1 protein-coding gene is annotated in these 596 nt (G+C 30.2%); it reads right to left on the bottom strand.

The window, feature by feature from the left end; genetic code table 11:
* Window positions 1-525, bottom strand: a 525-nt coding sequence (locus KI356_RS27165; protein ID WP_498066725.1) for a glycosyltransferase family protein, incomplete at its 3' end; no start/stop codon positions are given.
* Window positions 526-596 lie beyond the last annotated feature (71 nt).

A 596-nucleotide genomic window follows, 5' to 3' on the forward strand; every position in this document is an offset into this window, starting at 1 on the left:
ATAATCAAATTTATCCCACATTTTTATATCCATAGCTATATCGAGCTCTATTGTAGAATAATCCGTATGAATCCATGCTATTTTTTTTTTCGCATTAATCTTATGAGCTATAAAATAATGTGGCCATAAATAACTAATAGCCACATCGTACTCTTTCTCCTCTTTAGGAAGAAATGGTAAAGCGTACTTCCACATTAATTGCATTTGATAGTATCCAGATTCTGTTAATTTTTTCATTTTACCTATAACACCCGCATTTACTCTTGCTAAAATTCTACCTACCCCAATACTATATTGTCTTTCTTTGAAAATCCTGCTTATTGATTTTCTAAAAGTTGTATACTGTGGAGTTTCCTCTAATAAATTCACTTTATGCGTAACTAAGCCCATAAAATCTCCTTTATGTCTATATAACATCAAATCAACCGCATAATTTTCATAATCGAAGTTCTCTAGCAGACTTATGAGACTTCTTTCTACTCCTCCAATTTCCATATCAAAGGAGGCTATTAATATATTTTTCATTATTATCCTCCTAAGTTTTTGAAATTAATTTTCTGAGTTTAGCTATATTTTCTCCTCCTATAATTTTAGCT

It is taken from the genome of Bacillus hominis (assembly GCF_018332515.1).
Classification (GTDB): Bacteria; Bacillota; Bacilli; order Bacillales; family Bacillaceae_G; genus Bacillus_A; species Bacillus_A hominis.